The following is a 17,032-nucleotide window of genomic DNA, read 5'->3' on the forward strand; positions in this document are numbered from 1 at the left end:
ATCGACGTTTGGTCCGTCCCGAGCCGTCCGGCCACTCCGGCGACGTGTGGCCATCGACTACCGTTGCCGCAGGCAGTGTCGCCGATGTCCGAAACATGGTCGACTGCGCGTGCCGCCACCCGATCGTGGGTAGGGTCGACCTGATAGCCCTCCGAGGAAATACGCAACCTCGCCGTTCGACAGGAGCAGCACCGCCGTGAGCGTTGAAGAGGTCAAGGGTCCCGAGCTTTCCTGGTCCGAGGTCGACCGGCGGGCGGTCGACACGGTCCGGGTGCTCGCGATGGACGCCGTCGAGAAGTCGGGCAACGGCCACCCGGGCACAGCGATGAGCCTCGCCCCCGCCGCGTACCTGTTGTTCCAGAAGGTCATGCAGCACGACCCGACCGACCCCAACTGGATCGGCCGGGACCGGTTCGTCCTCTCCTGCGGACACTCCAGCCTGACGCTCTACATCCAGCTGTATCTCGCGGGCTACGGCCTGAGCCTCGACGACCTCAGGTCGCTGCGGCAGTGGGGCTCGCTCACGCCGGGCCACCCGGAGCACGGGCACACGGCCGGCGTCGAGACCACCACCGGCCCGCTCGGCCAGGGCATCGGCAACGCGGTCGGCATGGCGATGGCGGCCCGCCGCGAGCGCGGCCTGTTCGACCCGGAGCCGGCGGTCGGTGAGAGCATCTTCGACCACCACGTCTTCGTGCTGTGCTCCGACGGCGACATCGAAGAGGGCATCAGCCACGAGGTGAGCGCGCTCGCCGGCCACCAGCGGCTCGGCAACCTGGTCGTCATCTACGACGACAACGAGATCTCGATCGAGGACGACACCAAGGTCGCCAAGAGCGAGGACGTCGCCGCCCGCTACGCGGCCTACGGCTTCCACGTGCAGACCGTCGACTGGCGCAAGGGCCACGACGCCGGCGACGGCGTCTACGCCGAGGACGTCGAGGCGCTGCACGAGGCGATCCGCGCGGCGAAGGCGGAGACCTCCCGCCCGTCGTTCATCGCGCTGCGCACGATCATCGGCTGGCCGGCCCCCAAGAAGCAGAACACGGGCAAGATCCACGGCTCGGCGCTCGGCGCCGACGAGGTCGCCGCGACCAAGCAGGTGCTGGGCTTCGACCCGGCACTGTCGTTCGAGGTGACCGACGAGGTCCTGGCCCACACCCGCGGCGTCATCGAGCGCGGCCGCAGCCACCACGCCCAGTGGGACAAGCGGTTCGCCGAGTGGCGCGAGGCCAACGGCGAGCGGGCCGCCCTGCTCGACCGGCTCTACTCCGGCGCGCTGCCCGACGGCTGGGAGAAGGCGCTGCCCGAGTTCGAGGCCAGCGCGAAGGGCGTCGCGACCCGCAAGGCGTCCGGCGACACCCTGGGCGCGCTCGCGCCGGTGCTGCCCGAGCTGTGGGGCGGCTCGGCCGACCTGGCCGAGAGCAACAACACGACGATGGAGGGCGAGCCCTCGTTCCTGCCGTCGGAGTTCGCGACGAAGGTGTTCCCCGGCCATGAGTACGGTCGGACGCTGCACTTCGGCATCCGCGAGCACGGCATGGGCGCCATCCTCAACGGCATCAAACTGCACGGCCCGACCCGCCCCTACGGCGGCACGTTCCTGGTCTTCTCCGACTACATGCGCCCGGCGGTGCGGCTCGCCGCGCTGATGAAGCTGCCGGTCATCTACGTCTGGACGCACGACTCGATCGGCCTCGGCGAGGACGGCCCGACCCACCAGCCGATCGAGCACCTATCGGCGCTGCGCGCGATCCCCGGCCTCGCCGTGGTCCGCCCGGGCGACGCCAACGAGACCGCGCAGGCCTGGAAGGCCGCGCTGGAGCGCCGCGACCAGCCGGTCGCGCTGGCCCTCACCCGGCAGAACCTGCCGGTCCTCGACCGCACCGAGTACGCGCCGGCCGACAACGTCGCCAAGGGCGGCTACGTGCTGAAGGACGCGTCCAACGGCCAGCCGCAGGTCATCATCGTGGCCACCGGCTCCGAGGTGCAGCTCGCCGTCGAGGCGCAGAAGCGGCTGGAGGAGGCGGGCACCCCGACGCGGGTGGTCTCGATGCCGTGCCAGGAGTGGTTCCAGGAGCAGGACCTGGCGTACCGGCAGCAGGTCTTCCCCACCGGCGTGAAGGCGCGCGTCAGCGTCGAGGCCGGAATCGCGATGTCGTGGCAGGGCCTGCTCGGCGACTGCGGCGTGGCGGTCAGCATCGAGCACTACGGCGCCAGCGCGCCGTACACGGTGCTGTTCGAGCAGTTCGGGTTCACGGTCGACAAGGTGGTCGCGGCGGCGCACGCTTCGCTCGCCAAGGTCGGCGAGATCACCGGCAGCACCACCGGCAACTAGTACTCAAGGAGACAGCGATGACTTCCGATCGGCTGGCCGAGCTCGCCGCCGCGGGCGTGGCGATCTGGCTCGACGACCTGTCCCGCCAGCGGCTGACCAGTGGCGGCCTCGACAAGCTGCGCCGTGAGCAGCACGTCGTGGGCGTCACCAGCAACCCGACCATCTTCGCCAAGGCCCTGTCGCAGGCCGAGGACTACGCGGACGCCGTCAAGGACCTCGCGCTGCGCAAGTGCGCGGTGAGTGAGGCGTCCCGCGCGCTCATGACCGCCGACGTCCGCTGGGCCTGCGACGTCATGCGCCCGGCCTACGACGCCAGCAACGCGCAGGACGGCCGGGTCTCCATCGAGGTCGACCCGACCCTCGCCAACGACACCGAGCGCACCATCGCCGAGGCGAAGGCGCTGTGGTGGCTGGTCGACCGCGAGAACCTGTTCATCAAGATCCCGGCGACCAAGGAGGGCCTGCCGGCGATCACCGCCACGCTCGCCGAGGGCATCAGCGTCAACGTCACGCTGATCTTCTCGCTGGAGCGGTACGAGGCGGTCATCAACGCCTTCTTCGCGGGCCTGGAGCAGGCCAGGGCCAACGGCCACGACCTGTCGAAGATGGCCTCGGTGGCGTCGTTCTTCGTGTCGCGCGTCGACACCGAGTACGACAAGCGCCTCGAGAAGCTCGGCAGCGACGAGGCGAAGGCCCTGCTGGGCAAGGCCGCCGTCGCCAACGCCCGCCTGGCGTACAAGCTCTACGAGGGCCTGTTCGGAAGCGAGCGCTGGCAGGCGCTGGCCGACGCGGGCGCCCGCCCGCAGCGGCCGCTGTGGGCGTCGACCTCGACCAAGAACCCGGAGTACCGCGACGTCATCTACGTCGAGGAGCTCGTGGCGCCCGGCACGGTCAACACCATGCCGGAGTCGGTCGTCCACGCCTTCGCCGACCACGGCGAGGTGCGCCTGGACGCGATCACCGCGAACTACGACGACGCCCAGCGGGTCATGGACGGGCTCGCGGCGCTCGGCATCAGCTACGACGACGTCGTCGAGGTGCTGGAGCGCGAGGGCGTCGAGAAGTTCACGGCCAGCGGTAGCGAGATGATCGAGACGGTCCGGGTGGCCCTCGAAGCGGCTGCGAAGTGACCCTGCACCGCTGACAATGAAGCTGACTTCGGTCGGGGCCTGTCGGCTTCGGACCCGGTCCAGCTGGTAACCAAAGGGGAACGGGTGTCTGATCTACTCGACGACGTGGTCGCCGCGGCCGGGCTGACGGTCTTCGGCACCGCGTCCGTCCCGGGCTCGATCGACGCCCGTTCCCTTGCGGAGCCGCCTCCCGCGGGCCCGCCGGTGCCGGCGGACCTCCTGCCGCGCATCGCCGAGCTGCGGACCGAGCTGCGCTCGCGCGGCCTCGACCACGTGGTGCTGTGCGGCACGGGCCCCGCGGTGCTGGCCGCCGCGGCGATCGCCCGCACGCTCGGCGTCGACCTCACGGTCCTCGACGCCACCGATCCACATCAGGTCCGGGCGGCGCTCGGCGACCGCCTCGGGCGGACCGTGGTCGTCCTGGCCTCACCGGAGACCGACAGCCACCGCCGGGCCTATCAGCAGGCCTTCGAAGACGCCGGTCACGAGGATGTGGGCCGGCGTTTCGTCATCGTGACCTCCCCCGGCTCGCCGCCGGCCACGCTGGCCGCGGAGACCGGTGCGCACCTCTTCCTGGCCGAGCCCACGTCCTCGGCCTTCTCCGCCTACGGGCTGGTCCCCGCCGGTCTGGCCGGCGCCGACGTGGCGGCCCTGCTCGACGAGGCCGCTCCCCGGCCGGTCGCGCACGTGGCCGCGGGCTTCGCGCTGACGCCCCCGCCGCCGTCCGCCGGTCTCGAGGCCGCCGAGGACCCCGGCGTCGCGCTGGGGGCTGCGATCGCCGCCGGCGCCCGCGCCGGGCGCGACAAGCTCGCCCTCGCCTCCGACGGCACCGGCCTCGACGGGCTCGCTGACTGGATCGCGCACCTCGCCGCCGCCCGGACGACCGTCGTGCCGGTCGTGCTGGAAAACCCGTCCGCCTGGGGCCACGAGGGCCCCGACGTGCTCAGCGTGACGCTCGGCGGTGCCGTCGGCACGGGCCTGATGCCCGGCGGCGGCATCGTCCCCGACCTCGCCGTCAACGGCCCGCTCGGCGCCCAGTTCGCGGTGTGGGAGCGCGCGGTGGCGGTCGCCGCCGGCTTCCTCGGCACCGGCCGGCCGCTGCCGGTGGAGGACGTCGTTCCCGGCACCGACCGGCCCGCGTTCGTCGACGGCGCCGTCGAGGTCTACGGCGACGTCTCCGCGACGACCCTCATCGGGGCCGTCGACGAGTTCGCCCGCGGCATCGGCCCGGGCGGCCACCTGGCCGTGACGGCCTTCCTCGACCGGACCGGCGACGCGGCCGCCGCCGGTGTCCGCGACGCGCTCGGCGCCCGCGTGCCCCGGGTGGTGACGTTCGCCTGGGGCCGGCTGCCGCAGGCGAATCCGGCCGCCGGCTCGTTCCTCCAGCTCACCGGCGCGGTGACCGACGACCTGCCGGTCCCCGGCCGCGAGCAGACCTTCGGCGAGCTCCAGGCCGCGCAGGCCGCGGGCGAGCGCCGGGCGCTGCTCGGCCTCGGCCGCCCGGTGCTGCGCCTGCATCTGACCGACCGGGCAACCGGTGTCGAACAACTGTTGGCCGCCCTCGGAGGGTGAGACTGATGACGAATCCGCTGCGGGACCCCCAGGACCGGCGGCTGCCTCGGATTCCCGAGCCGTGCGCGCTGGTCATCTTCGGTGTGACCGGCGACCTGGCGCGCAAGAAGCTCATCCCGGCCGTCTACGACCTCGCCAACCGCGGTCTGCTGCCACCGAGCTTCGCCGTGCTGGGCTTCGCCCGCCGCGACTGGGGCGACGGCGACTTCGAGGAGCTCGCCCGCAAGGCGGCGATGGCCGGCGCCCGCACCACGTGGCGCGAGGAGGTCTGGTCGCGCCTCGCCGGCAACATCCACTTCGTGCAGGGCTCGTTCGAGGACGACACGGCCTTCGACCACCTGGCCCAGACCCTCGACGACCTCCGTGACCAGGCCGGCATCCCCGGCAACGCCGCGTTCTACCTCTCGATCCCGCCGTCGGCCTTCCCGATCGTGCTCAAGCAGCTCGAGCGCACCGGCATGTCGGACAACGCGAAGTCCGGCGGCTGGCGCCGGGTGGTGGTGGAGAAGCCGTTCGGCTACGACCTGGCCTCCGCCCGCCAGCTCAACGACCTGGTCGACGACGCGTTCACCGCGCAGGACGTGTTCCGCATCGACCACTACCTCGGCAAGGAGACGGTCCAGAACATCCTGGCCCTGCGGTTCGCCAACAACCTCTTCGAGCCGGTCTGGAACTCCAACTACGTCGACTCGGTGCAGATCACGATGGCCGAGGACGTCGGCATCGGCACCCGCGCCGGGTTCTACGACACCGTGGGCACGGCCCGCGACGTCCTCCAGAACCACCTGCTGCAGCTGCTGGCCCTCGTCGCGATGGAGGAGCCGACGGCGTTCGACGCCAACGCGATCCGCATCGAGAAGCTGAAGGTCCTCAACGCCATCGCGGCGCCGACGGACGTCTTCACGCACACGGTCCGGGGTCAGTACCTCACCGGCTGGGTAGCCGGCGAGCGCGTCCCCGGCTACCTGGAGGAGAAGGACGTCCCGCAGGACTCGAAGACCGAGACCTACGTCGCGGTCCGGCTGGGCATCCAGAACCGGCGCTGGGCCGGCGTCCCCTTCTACATCCGGGCCGGCAAGCGGCTCCCCCGGCGGGTCACCGAGCTCGCCGTGTCGTTCAAGAAGGCGCCGCACCTGCCGTTCCAGCCGGCCGACGTGGAGATGCTCGGCCACAACCAGCTGGTCATCCGGGTCCAGCCGGACGAGGGCGTGATGCTCAAGTTCGGCTCCAAGGTGCCCGGCACGACGATGGAGGTCCGCGACATCGCGATGGACTTCCAGTACGGCGAGGCGTTCACCGACGCCAGCCCCGAGGCCTACGAGCGGCTCATCCTCGACGTGCTCGTGGGCGACAAGACGCTGTTCCCGGACTCGGCCGAGGTCGAGGCAAGCTGGAACGTGGTCGACCCGCTGGAGGCGGCCTGGGCGGGTTCGACGCCCGAGCCGTATCGCGCGGGCGAGTGGGGTCCGCGGGCCGCGGACGAGATGCTGGCCCGCGAGGGCCGCGCCTGGCGCCGGGCATAAGAGGGGTTGCGAGACTCATGATCGGACTTTGGGACACCACCGGTATCGAGGTCGTCAAGGCGCTGGCCAACGAGCGGCGCAGCGCCGGCGGGCTGACCAGCGGCCTCGCGCTGACGCTGATCGCGGTCGTCGACGAGCGCCAGGTGCGCGAGGCCGAGGCCGCGGCGACCATCGCCGCCGCCCAGCACCCGTGCCGGCTGCTCATCATCGTGCGGGCCGACGTCACCCAGCAGCGCTCCCGGCTCGACGCCGAGATCGTCGTCGGCGGCCGCCTCGGCCCGTGCGAGGCGGTCGTGATGCGCATGCAGGGCCGGCTGGCGCTGCACGCCGAGTCGGTCGTCATGCCGCTGCTCGCCCCGGACGTGCCGGTGGTGACCTGGTGGCAGTGCACGCCCCCGGAGCGGATCGCCTACGACCCGCTCGGCGTGGTCGCCGACCGGCGCATCACCGACAGCGCGCAGGCCGCCGACCCGGTCGAGGCGCTGCGCATCCGCGCCGACGACTACGTGCCCGGCGACACCGACCTGGCCTGGTCGCGGATCACCCCGTGGCGCACCCTCCTGGCCGGCGCGTTCGACGCCAACCGGGTAGGGGTGCGGGCGGTGAACATCGTCGCGCCCGACAAGGACCCCACGGCCCCGCTGCTCGGCGGCTGGCTGGAGGCCCGCCTCGGCGTGCACCCGACCCGGTCCAGGGGCACCGGCAAGATCATGGAGGCGGTCGAGCTCCAGCTGGAGGACGACACCACCATGCGCCTCGTCCGCGACCTCAACGCGGGCGTCGCCACGCTCCAGCACACCGGCCAGCCCGACCGCATCCTGCCGCTGAGCCGCCGGCCGCTCGGCGAGGAGCTCGCCGAGGAGCTGCGCCGCCTCGACCCCGACCAGCCCTACGCGGCCGCCCTCGCCGCCGCGACCGGCAAGCGCCGCCTCGACGAGCGGCTCGCGCCCCGCGTGCACATCTGGAAGGACCCGGCGCTCGCCGAGCGCCCGGAGGCCGCACCGCCCGCACCCAGCCTGCAGGAGACGCTGTCTTCATGACCCAGTCGAAGGTCGTCGTCCACACCGAGCCGAAGCTCCTCGCCGAGGCGGCCGCCGCGCGCCTGATCGTGCGGCTGACCGACGCGCAGGCCGAGCGCGGCGAGGCCACGGTGGTCCTCACGGGCGGCCGCATCGCCGCCCAGATCTACGAGGCGATCCGCGAGTCCCCGGCCCGCGACGCGGTGGACTGGTCGCGGGTGAACCTCTGGTGGGGCGACGAGCGGTTCCTGCCCGCCGGCGACCCGGAGCGCAACGAGACCCAGGCCCGCGCGGCCTTCCTCGACGCCCTCCCGCTGACCCCGTCGCGCATCCACCCGCTCCCGCCCTCCGACGGCCCGGACGCCGACGACGCCGAGGCCGCCGCGGCCCGCGCCGCCGCCGAGCTGGCCGCCGCGGCCCGCCCCGGCCACGCGGAGCTCCCCCACTTCGACGTGGTACTGCTGGGCGTCGGCGAGGACGGCCACGTAGCCTCGGTGTTCCCGGAGCACCCGGTGACGTTCGAAACCCGCCCGGTGTCGGCGGTCCGAGGCAGCCCCAAGCCCCCGCCGGTGCGCATCACGCTGACCCTGCCGGCCATCAACACCGCCGACGAGGTATGGCTGATCGCCTCAGGCACAGGCAAGGCCCGCGCGGTAGGCCTGGCGCTGGCGGAGGCGGGCCCACGCCAGATCCCAGCCGCGGGCGTCCACGGCCGCGAGCTGACGCTGTGGCTACTGGACTCGGCGGCCGCCCACGACCTGCCCCCAAAGTTCCGCAGCCTGGTCTGACCCCGGAGCGCCACTGAAGGCCGGCCGCCCCACCGCAGCCGGCCTACCCTTGCGCATTCACCACACCCACCGCAGCCCGCCCACCGCAGCCCGCCCGCCACAGTCCGCCCGCTGCCAGCCCGCAACTCCGGCCGCGGCGCCCGCCCACGCCGTTTCGGGCGGTCGACCGACCGAGCTTTCGCCGCAGGTTCGGTCAGTCGACCGACCGAACCCTCCAAACGCCCAGCTCGGTCGGTCGACTGACCGAGTTCTCGCCGCAGGTTCGGTCGATCGACCGACCGAACTCTCGCCCTAAGTTTGGTCGGTCGACCGACCGACGCAGCGGGCGAAAGCGGAGCCGACAGGGCGGAAAGCGAGCGGGTCGCGGTCGATCGAGCGGGACCCCGCGGCGACCATGATCAAGGGAAACTTCCGGTCGCTATGACAGCCAGATTCTTCCCTTGATCATGGACGATCGAGCCGTGATCGCCGATTCCGCGCGGACGATTGAAGACGCGCCTCGCCCAGTTGGCCACTGTCGTGACAAAACGGGTAAAACGCCACGACCGAAGGGTGCAAAACACCGCAGCGCGACCCGAAAGCGGTCCGTCGCGGAGTCAGGTGTCAGGAGCGGCGTTGGCGGAGGCGGGCCAAGGCCTCCTGGAGGATGGCCTCGCCGTCGGCGTCGGTGCGCCGCTCCTTCACGTACGCCAAATGGGTCTTGTACGGCTCGGCCCGCGGCCGCTCCGGCGGCGCCTGCTCGTCCTGCCCCGCCGGGAGCCCACAGCGCGGGCAGTCCCAGGTCGTGGGGGGCGTGATCTCGGCGGCGAAGGCCGGCTCGGTCATGTGGCCGTTGGCGCACCAATAGGTGACGCTGCGGCGAGGGGCCTGCTCGCCGCGCTCGGCCCAGCGCATAGGGCCGGAGCCGACTCGGGTTCCGCGGATGGCGTTGCCAGCTGCCACGGCTGCTCGCTCCTGTTCGTCGGGGGGTGCGACGTCGTGCGGAGTGCAGGAGTGTGGGCGAAAAACACCTGCGCGCGGCTCCGGAACGGAACCGCGCGCATGAGTGTAAATCGTCGGCGCTGCTCAGGCACCACCGTTCTCGACAATTTTCAGCCAAAGCCCAAGTCCAACAATGCACGCGAACCAGACGATGCCGACGAGGATCGTGTAACGGTCCAGGTTCTTCTCGGCGACCGAGGAGCCGGCGAGGCTCGACGAGACGCCGCCGCCGAACATGCTCGACAGGCCGCCGCCCTTGCCGCGGTGCAGGAGCACGAGCATGGTGAGCAGTCCACTCGTGATGATCAGCAGCACGATGAGGGTGTAGGCGAACGCCGTCATGGCGCGGTCGTCCTCTCGGTGGGCGGATGGGTCAGGCTGGGCAAGCTTACTAGGCGAGGCCGAGCGCGCACAGATCGGGCTGCCCGAACTGCGGGTGGATGAACCCGCCCCGGATGTTGCTGCCCGCCATGCGAAGAGCCTTCATGTAAATGATCGGGATGGACACCGCCTGCTGCTGGATCTTCTCGTCCAGCTCGCCCCACAGCCGGTACTGCCGCTCCGGTACCGACTCCTCCAAGGCCGCGGTGATCGCGTCATTGATGGCGGGGTCGTTCAGGAGCGCGTAGTTCTGGTTGTTCGTGGCGTTCGACTTGGTCGGGATCAAGCGGCCGTCGAACAGCGGCGGGATGACCGCGGAGCCGTTCGCCCAGTCGGGGATCCAGCCGGCCCAGAGCAGGTCGTTCTGGTTGGCCGGGTTGCCGATGACGTCGAAGTACGTCTCCGGGTCGATCCCGTTGATCTTCAGCTGGATGCCGATCTGCTGGTACGTCTCCACCATCGTCGCGGCGAGGCGGCGGATGTCCTTCTGCTCCGGGATCGACAACGTCAGCGTGGTCGCGCACGGCTTGCCGGCGTTGCGCTGGTCCTCCATGAGCTTGATGGCCACGTCCGGCTTGCCCTCGACGTTGTTGGTGCTGTCGTAGAGGTCGAAGTCCTTGTGGGCCTTGAGCTGCGGCGCGATGATCGTGTTCGCGTAGTCGCCGAACACCGACCCGCCGGCAGCCGCGCGGAACTTGCGCTTGTTGAAGGCGTAGACGAGGGCCCGGCGGCAGTCGAGGTTGGGGATCCGCTTCGAGTTGATCGCGAGGTACCGGATGCCGCCGTAGCTGCCCTGGACCGCCCGCGCCGACAGCGCCGGGTCGTTGACCACCTGCTGCACGAAGTTGGGCGCGACGTTCTTGTCCAGGTCGATCGTGTCGGCGAAGTCGCCCTCACTCTGGATCAGGTTCGAGGTGACGGTCGGCAGGTCGCCGTTGGCGTCGATCACGATCTTGTCCGGGTACGCCTTGCGGACGCTGTCCGTCTTGCGGTCCCAGTAGGAGTTGCGGACGTACACGAGCTGCTGGTCGGTGACCTCCTGCAGCTTGTACGGCCCGTTGGAATAGGGCTTCTTGTCGTACTGGTCCTTGGTGTCCTGCTTGGCCGGGACCGGCGCGAAAACCGACATGGCGACGGTGTAGCCGAAGTCCCCGACCGGCTGCGCCAGCGTGAACTTGATGTTCCGCTGGTCGACGCACTGGACCGAGGTGAGCCCCTTGCCGCCGTTGTTGCCGCCGACGAACGGGCCGGTGTAGGTCTCGGTGCCGGCGAGGTACGTCTTCGCGTAGGGCTGGGCGACCGAGAAGAGGCTGGAGAAGCTGCGCTCCACGCCGTACTTGACGTCGGCGCAGGTGACGGGCGTGCCGTCCTCCCAGCGGACGTCGTCCTTGAGCTGGAAGTCCCAGACGCGGTTGCCCTCGCTGGGCCGGCCGGCGTCGGTGGCCAGGTCGCCGACGATCTCGCTGGAGGCCGCACCCGGCTCCGACCTGAAGGTCGTAAGGGTCCGCGTGGTGAGTCGGCTGACGTTGGCCTCGGTCGCCGTCGCGATGCGCTGCGGGTCGAGGTGCGCCGGTTTGGCGCTGACGATGACGTGTAGGGTCCCGCCCGTCCGGGGCGGCTGGGGCTGGTTCTTCGCATCCGCGTCGCTGCACCCGGCGGTCGCCAGCAGCGTCAGACCGATCGAACCCGCCACGATGGCACGACGGCGCGTTCCGAACAACATGCTTGTCCTTACGTCACCCGCTCGTGGCGGGACCAGGCCACTTTAGGCGGCATTCAGCCGCCGCGGAACCTGGGGTGGCCCGAACGACAAACGTCGCGCGGCCCGTGAGGACCGCGCGACGTTGGGTGACGCGAGTGCTAGCTGGACCGGGTTCAGAGCCGATAGGCCCCAACCAGAATCAGCTACTTGCCGAGGCGACAGATGCGGACGAAACCCTCCGCGTCGATGCTGGCGCCACCGACGAGCGCGCCGTCGATGTCAGGCTGCTCGATGATCGAAGCGACGTTGTCGTGCTTCACCGAGCCGCCGTAGAGGATGCGGATCCGGTCGGCGGTGCCGCCGGAGTACTTCTCGGCCAGCCGGGTGCGGATCGCGCCGATGACCTCCTGCGCGTCCTGCGGCGTCGCCACCTTGCCGGTGCCGATCGCCCAGACCGGCTCGTAGGCGATGACGATCTTCTCGACCTCGTCGGCCTTGACCTTCTCCAGGCCGGCGTCGAGCTGCGCGAGCGTGTAGCCCACGTGCTCGCCGGCCTCCCGCACCTCGAGCCCCTCACCGATGCACAGGATCGGCGCGAGACCGTTGGCCAGGGCGGTCTTGACCTTCGCGTTGACGAGCGCGTCGTCCTCGTTGTGGTACTGCCGGCGCTCCGAGTGCCCGACCACCACGTACTGGCAGCCGAGCTTGGCCAGCATCGCACCCGAGATCTCGCCCGTGTAGGCGCCGGCCTTGTTGTGCTGCGACAGGTCCTGCGCACCGTAGCCGATGAGCAGCTTGTCGCCGTCGACCAGCGTCTGGACGCTGCGGATGTCGACGAACGGCGGCAGCACGACCACCTCGACGTCGTTGAGCTGCTTCTCCGTGAGGCTGAAGGCCAGCTTCTGGACCAGCGCGATGGCCTCGAGGTGGTTGAGGTTCATCTTCCAGTTGCCGGCCATGAGCGGCCGGCGGCCCGTCTGGGGGGTGGTCATCGCTCAGGCCTCCAGCGCCGTGATGCCCGGGAGCTGCTTGCCTTCGAGGTACTCCAAGGAGGCACCACCACCGGTCGAGATGTGGCTGAACCCGTCCTCGGGAATGCCGAGGGCGCGCACGGCCGCGGCCGAGTCGCCGCCGCCGACGACGGTGAAGCCGTCGACCTTGGTGATCGCCTCGGCGACGCCCCGGGTGCCGGCCGCGAACGGCGCGAGCTCGAAGACGCCCATCGGGCCGTTCCAGAACACCGTCTTCGCCGGCTCGAGGGCGGCCGCGAACGCGGACACCGAATCGGGGCCGATGTCGAGGCCGAGGTCCTCGGCGCCGATCTCGGCGGCGGAGACCGTCTTGACCGTCGCGTCGGCGGCGAACTTGTCGCCGGTGACGACGTCGGACGGCAGGACGATCTTGTCGCCGCCCCGCTGGAGCAGGTCCCTGCAGGTGTCGACCATCTCCTCCTGAAGGAGGCTCTTGCCGACCTCGTGGCCCTGCGCCTTGAGGAACGTGAAGCACATGCCGCCGCCGATGAGCAGCTTGTCGACCTTCGGCAGCAGCGCCTCGATGACGGCCAGCTTGTCCGACACCTTCGACCCGCCGAGCACGACCACGTAGGGCCGCTCGGCCGCGCCGGTCAGCTTCGACAGCACGTCGAGCTCGCGCTCGACGAGCCCGCCGGCGTAGTGCGGCAGCAGCCCGGCCACGTCGTAGACGCTCGCGTGCTTGCGGTGCACCGCGCCGAACGCGTCGTCGACGTAGACGTCGGCGAATGCGGCCAGCTGGGCCGCGAACGCGCCCCGCTCGGCCTCGTCCTTGCTGGTCTCGCCCTTGTTGAAGCGCAGGTTCTCCAGCAGCGCCACGTCGCCGTCGCCGAGGCCGGCGACCGCCGCCTGCGCGGACTCCCCGACGGTGTCGGCCGCGAAGGCGACGGAGGTGCCGAGCAGCTCTTCGAGCCGCTTCGCCACGGGACTCAAGGTGTACTTCGGGTCAGGCTCGCCCTTGGGCCGACCCAGGTGCGACACGACCGTGACCCGGGCCCCGCCCGCACGCAGCTCGTTCAGCGTCGGGAGCACCGCGCGGATGCGCCCGTCGTCGGTGATCTTCTCCCCGTCGAGCGGGACGTTCAGGTCGGCGCGCAGCAGCACGCGCCGACCCGCGACGCCCTCGCTCAAGAGGTCGTCGAGCGTCTTCACAGGCCGGTGCCGACCAGGGTGACGAGGTCGACGAGGCGGTTCGAGTAGCCCCACTCGTTGTCGTACCAGCCGACGACCTTGGCCTGCTTGCCGATGACCTTGGTGAGGCCGGCGTCGAAGATGCAGGAGGCCGGGTCGGTCACGATGTCGGTCGAGACGATCGGGTCCTCGGTGTAGGTGAGGATGCCCTTGAGTGGGCCCTCGGCGGCGGCCTTGACGGCGGCGTTGATCTCGTCGACCGACGCCTCGCGGGCCAGGTTGACCGTGAGGTCGGTGGCCGAGCCGGTCGGGATCGGCACGCGCATCGCGAAGCCGTCGAGCTTGCCCTTGAGCTCCGGCAGCACCAGGCCGATCGCCTTGGCGGCACCGGTCGAGGTCGGGACCACGTTCAGGGCCGCGGCGCGGGCGCGACGCAGGTCCTTGTGCGGGCCATCCTGCAGGTTCTGGTCCTGCGTGTACGCGTGGATGGTGGTCATCAGGCCCTGCTCGATGCCGAACGTGTCGTTGATGACCTTCGCCATCGGCGCGAGGCAGTTGGTGGTGCACGAAGCGTTCGAGATGATCGTGTGCTTCGCCGCGTCGTACTTGTCCTCGTTGACGCCCAGGACGATGGTGATGTCCTCGTTCTTGGCGGGCGCCGAGATGATGACCTTCTTCGCGCCCGACTCCACGTGGACCTTGGCCTTCTCGGCGTCGGTGAAGATGCCGGTCGACTCGATCACGACGTCGGCACCCAGGTCGCCCCACGGCAGCTTCGACGGGTCACGCTCGGCCAGCGCCTTGAAGGTCTTGCCGTTGACCGTGATCTCGTCGGAGGTCGCCTTCACCTCGTAGGGCAGGCGGCCCAGGATGCTGTCGTACTTCAGCAGGTGCGCCAGCGTCGCGTTGTCGGTGAGGTCGTTCACGCCGACAACCTCGATGTCGGCGCCCTTGGCCAGCGCCGCACGGAAGAAGTTGCGGCCGATCCGGCCGAAGCCGTTGATGCCAACCCGGATGGTCACTTCGACACATCTCCTCGCCTTGTCGCGCCCGGTTTCCTTGCCGATGCCGGGCGCCAGATGAGTGTTAATGGCTCGCCCACCCTGGTCCCGCCGGTCCGGGCCCGCAGTGACACAGGAGCCCGGCCGCGTGTCGCGGCGGCGATCGAACAGCGAGGAGCGACCCGAGTCGGCCTCATCGCCGAACACGGAAAACCCTATCGTCTCGAACCGGTCACGATCCCACGGGGGTGTCCGAGGCCACGTTCCCGATTCGTTTCACCCTGCAAATCACCCCGGGAACCACCCGGGAAGTAGCGCCACGGATCACCCCGCGGATCACCCCACCAGCATCTCCGGGGTGACCGCGGACTCGGTGTCCGGAATGCCCAGATCGCGGGCCCGCTTGTCGGCCAGCGCCAGCAGCCGCCGGATCCGGCCGGCGATGGCGTCCTTGGTCAGCGGCGGGTCGGCCAGCGCGCCCAGCTCCTCCAGCGAGGCCTGCCGGTGCTCCAGCCGCAGCGTGCCCGCGCTGAACAGGTGCTCGGGAGCCGTGTCGGCCAGGATCTCCATCGCGCGGGCGACCCGCGCGGCGGCCGCGACCGCGGCCCGGGCCGAGCGGCGCAGGTTGGCGTCGTCGAAGTTGGCCAGTCGGTTGGCGGTGGCCCGGACCTCGCGCCGCACCCGGCGCTCCTCCCAGGTCAGCACGCTCTGGTGGGCCCCGATGCGGGTCAGCAGCGCCGCGATCGCGTCGCCGTCCTTGACCACGACCCGGTCGACGCCGCGCACCTCACGGGCCTTGGCGGTGACGCCGATCCGCCGGGCCGCGCCGACCAGCGCCAGCGCCGCCTCGGGCCCGGGGCAGGTGATCTCCAGCGCGCAGCTGCGGCCGGGCTCGGTGAGCGAGCCGTGGGCGAGGAACGCGCCCCGCCAGGCGGCGACGGCGCAGCACATGTTGGCCGAGACCACGTGCGGCGGGAGCCCGCGCACCGGACGCCCCCGGACGTCGAGCAGGCCGGTCTGCCGGGCGAGCGCCTCGCCGTCCTTGACCACCCGCACGATGAAGTGGCTGGCCTTGCGGAGGCCGCCGGAGGCGAGGACATGGATCTCGCTCTGGTACCCGTACACCTCCGACACCTCGCGCCGCAGCCGGCGGGCGGCGGCGTTGGTGTCCAGCTCGGCCTCGACGACCACGCGGCCGGAGACGATGTGCAGTCCGCCGGCGAAGCGCAGCAGCGCGGCCATCTCGGCCCGCCGGCAGCAGGGTTTCGCCACGTCAACTCGGCTCAGCTCGTCCTTGACCGCAGCGGTCATCGCCATTCTGTCGTCACCTCGCGGATTTCGAGTTCCCTACGGATCAGCGGCTCCAGAGCTGCCGCGAGTGCCAGCGGATCGTGCCGAGGGGACCCGTCGACGACGGCCACCGGCGCCAGCACCAGACGTGCACCAAGCGATTCTGCCGCACGATGGACCGGTTCGGGGTCGCCTACGGCTTTCCCGTCAGCAAGAACTACATCGACCTGTAACCCAGGTAGGTAACGATCCAGTGCGGCCAGGTGTTCCGGCAGCGTCAATCCCGCAGTTTCGCTGTCCGCGGCGAGGTTCAATGTGACCAGCCGTTTCGCGGCACTGGTCCGGATCGCGTCGGCGAGCCCGGGCACCAGCAGATGCGGGATCACGCTGGTGAACCAGGACCCCGGCCCGAACAGCAGCCAGTCCGCGCGCTCCGTCGCAAGGACCGCCTCCGCGCACGCCGCCGGCGCGGCGGGCGTCAACCGCACCCGGTCGATGGTCTTCGCGGTGACGGCCACCTCGTGCTGACCCCGGACGGTGACGACCTCGCCACCGTCGGACAGGTCGGCCTCGATGTGCAGCGGCTGCCGGGACATCGGCAGTACCCGCCCGCCGCACCGCAGCATCGCGGCCGCCTGGTCGAGCGCCGCGACCGGGTCGCCGGCCAGCTCCATGAGCGCGCACAGGACGAGGTTGCCGACCGGGTGCCCGGCGATGTCGTCGGCGCCGTCGAACCGGTGCTGGAACAGCTCGGCCATCGCGGTCTCGTCGGCGAGCGCGGCCAGGGCCTGGCGAAGGTCACCGGGCGGCAGGATGTCGCGCGTCTGCCGCAGCCGCCCGCTGGACCCGCCGTCGTCGGCGACGGTCACGACGGCGGTGATGTCGAGCGGCACGTCGGCCTGGAGGCGGCGCAGCGCCCGCAGGGTCGCGGACAGCCCGTGCCCGCCCCCGAACGCCACCACCCGCACGGGTTGCCGCCCGTCCCCGGCCACGATTGCCGCCGCCTCTGCCAACAACCCCTCCACACCACGCTCGACGCTCGACTCGACGTCGGGCAGTCCACCGACGTCGTGGAAAGACAACGGGTCGAGCGGCGTCGCCGGCCGCGCTGCCGGCGATACCGGGACCGGATCGGTCATGCGGCC

Annotated in this window: 14 protein-coding genes; 6 read left to right on the plus strand and 8 right to left on the minus strand. The window is 71.0% G+C overall.

What is annotated here, in order from left to right; translation table 11 throughout:
• Positions 1-196 precede the first annotated feature (196 nt).
• The 6 genes from tkt (at position 197) to pgl (ending at position 8,370) form a co-directional block, all read left to right on the plus strand.
• A complete protein-coding gene (tkt, locus tag ABZS66_RS05920; RefSeq protein WP_354755571.1) occupies positions 197-2,338 on the plus strand; it encodes a transketolase in 2,142 nt (713 codons plus the stop codon).
• A 17-nt stretch (positions 2,339-2,355) separates the two neighbouring features.
• The gene (gene tal, locus ABZS66_RS05925; protein WP_354755572.1) at positions 2,356-3,468 is read left to right on the plus strand and encodes a transaldolase; all 1,113 of its coding nucleotides are present in this window, start codon (positions 2,356-2,358) and stop codon (positions 3,466-3,468) included.
• 84 nt (positions 3,469-3,552) lie between these two features.
• Positions 3,553-5,040, plus strand: a complete 1,488-nt coding sequence (locus ABZS66_RS05930; protein ID WP_354755574.1) for a glucose-6-phosphate isomerase — start codon at positions 3,553-3,555, stop codon at positions 5,038-5,040.
• Positions 5,041-5,045: 5 nt separating this feature from the next.
• The gene (zwf, locus tag ABZS66_RS05935; protein ID WP_354755576.1) at positions 5,046-6,563 is read left to right on the plus strand and encodes a glucose-6-phosphate dehydrogenase; all 1,518 of its coding nucleotides are present in this window, start codon (positions 5,046-5,048) and stop codon (positions 6,561-6,563) included.
• A gap of 17 nt (positions 6,564-6,580) precedes the next feature.
• Positions 6,581-7,603 (plus strand): glucose-6-phosphate dehydrogenase assembly protein OpcA, encoded by a 1,023-nt coding sequence (locus ABZS66_RS05940; protein ID WP_354755578.1) that lies wholly within the window; start codon positions 6,581-6,583, stop codon positions 7,601-7,603.
• Entirely contained in the window at positions 7,600-8,370 is a 771-nt protein-coding gene (gene pgl / locus ABZS66_RS05945) for a 6-phosphogluconolactonase (RefSeq protein WP_354755579.1), read from the plus strand. The genes ABZS66_RS05940 and pgl overlap by 4 nt, the downstream gene beginning before the upstream one ends.
• 603 nt (positions 8,371-8,973) lie before the next feature.
• On the opposite strand, the gene ABZS66_RS05950 is transcribed toward pgl, so the two are convergent.
• The 8 genes from ABZS66_RS05950 to yvcK all read right to left on the minus strand — a co-directional run bounded on the left by ABZS66_RS05950 (position 8,974) and on the right by yvcK (position 17,026).
• Positions 8,974-9,312 (minus strand): RNA polymerase-binding protein RbpA, encoded by a 339-nt coding sequence (locus tag ABZS66_RS05950; protein ID WP_354755581.1) that lies wholly within the window; start codon positions 9,310-9,312, stop codon positions 8,974-8,976.
• A 123-nt stretch (positions 9,313-9,435) separates the two neighbouring features.
• Positions 9,436-9,693, minus strand: a complete 258-nt coding sequence (secG, locus tag ABZS66_RS05955; protein WP_354755582.1) for a preprotein translocase subunit SecG — start codon at positions 9,691-9,693, stop codon at positions 9,436-9,438.
• A 49-nt stretch (positions 9,694-9,742) separates the two neighbouring features.
• Complete coding sequence (locus ABZS66_RS05960; RefSeq protein WP_354755584.1) at positions 9,743-11,425, minus strand: ABC transporter substrate-binding protein; 1,683 nt, start codon at positions 11,423-11,425, stop codon at positions 9,743-9,745.
• A 212-nt stretch (positions 11,426-11,637) separates the two neighbouring features.
• Positions 11,638-12,426 carry a triose-phosphate isomerase gene (tpiA, locus tag ABZS66_RS05965; protein WP_354755586.1) on the minus strand — a complete coding sequence of 263 codons (789 nt, stop codon included), beginning with the start codon at positions 12,424-12,426 and terminating at the stop codon, positions 11,638-11,640.
• A gap of 3 nt (positions 12,427-12,429) precedes the next feature.
• Complete coding sequence (locus ABZS66_RS05970) at positions 12,430-13,617, minus strand: phosphoglycerate kinase (protein WP_354755587.1); 1,188 nt, start codon at positions 13,615-13,617, stop codon at positions 12,430-12,432.
• Positions 13,614-14,618 (minus strand): type I glyceraldehyde-3-phosphate dehydrogenase, encoded by a 1,005-nt coding sequence (gene gap / locus ABZS66_RS05975; protein WP_354755588.1) that lies wholly within the window; start codon positions 14,616-14,618, stop codon positions 13,614-13,616. Before gap ends, ABZS66_RS05970 begins: the two co-directional genes overlap by 4 nt.
• Positions 14,619-14,933: 315 nt before the next feature.
• Positions 14,934-15,914 carry a DNA-binding protein WhiA gene (gene whiA, locus ABZS66_RS05980; protein ID WP_354755589.1) on the minus strand — a complete coding sequence of 327 codons (981 nt, stop codon included), beginning with the start codon at positions 15,912-15,914 and terminating at the stop codon, positions 14,934-14,936.
• The gene (gene yvcK / locus ABZS66_RS05985) at positions 15,905-17,026 is read right to left on the minus strand and encodes a uridine diphosphate-N-acetylglucosamine-binding protein YvcK (protein WP_354755590.1); all 1,122 of its coding nucleotides are present in this window, start codon (positions 17,024-17,026) and stop codon (positions 15,905-15,907) included. The genes whiA and yvcK overlap by 10 nt, the downstream gene beginning before the upstream one ends.
• Positions 17,027-17,032 lie beyond the last annotated feature (6 nt).

The organism is Dactylosporangium sp. NPDC005572 (genome assembly GCF_040605515.1).
In the GTDB taxonomy this organism is placed as follows: Bacteria; Actinomycetota; Actinomycetes; order Mycobacteriales; family Micromonosporaceae; genus Dactylosporangium.

Coding starts and splice junctions, on each gene's coding strand:
- yvcK (WP_354755590.1), bottom strand. CDS start 17,026: ATGACCGATCCGGTCCCGGTATCGCCGGCAGCGCGGCCGGCGACGCCG.
- secG (WP_354755582.1), bottom strand. CDS start 9,693: ATGACGGCGTTCGCCTACACCCTCATCGTGCTGCTGATCATCACGAGT.
- tal (WP_354755572.1), top strand. CDS start 2,356: ATGACTTCCGATCGGCTGGCCGAGCTCGCCGCCGCGGGCGTGGCGATC.
- tpiA (WP_354755586.1), bottom strand. CDS start 12,426: ATGACCACCCCCCAGACGGGCCGCCGGCCGCTCATGGCCGGCAACTGG.
- ABZS66_RS05940 (WP_354755578.1), top strand. CDS start 6,581: ATGATCGGACTTTGGGACACCACCGGTATCGAGGTCGTCAAGGCGCTG.
- whiA (WP_354755589.1), bottom strand. CDS start 15,914: ATGGCGATGACCGCTGCGGTCAAGGACGAGCTGAGCCGAGTTGACGTG.
- pgl (WP_354755579.1), top strand. CDS start 7,600: ATGACCCAGTCGAAGGTCGTCGTCCACACCGAGCCGAAGCTCCTCGCC.
- zwf (WP_354755576.1), top strand. CDS start 5,046: ATGACGAATCCGCTGCGGGACCCCCAGGACCGGCGGCTGCCTCGGATT.